This is a genomic window from Paraburkholderia sp. SIMBA_030 (genome assembly GCF_046535245.1).
Taxonomy (GTDB): domain Bacteria; phylum Pseudomonadota; class Gammaproteobacteria; order Burkholderiales; family Burkholderiaceae; genus Paraburkholderia.
The window spans coordinates 1-247 of sequence record NZ_JAWRXB010001294.1; the positions used below are offsets into that span (position 1 = coordinate 1).

General features: G+C 49.0%; 1 protein-coding gene. It reads left to right on the forward strand.

Annotated elements, in window-relative coordinates; translation table 11 throughout:
* Positions 1-247, forward strand: a 247-nt coding sequence (locus SB772_RS44225) for a hypothetical protein (RefSeq protein WP_410839052.1), incomplete at both ends; no start/stop codon positions are given.

Consider the following 247-nt stretch of genomic DNA (forward strand, 5'->3'; position numbering starts at 1 on the left):
GGCTGCGAGTGCGACCGCGCTCAGGAGGGATTTTTTCATGACGTTTTCCGTGAGAATTGCAAAGGGAACAGACGACGTGGCGGATACAAAAGGCAGCGTGTGGTTGGCTTCCGTCCGACACGAGGCGGCATTATCGAGATAAGCGTGAAGGGATTTTGTAAATCATTGTCAAATCTCAATGACAATCTTCGTTTTATGGGTTTCAAAACCCAATCCCTCCTGCCGGCAGTCAATTCCGATATTTTCG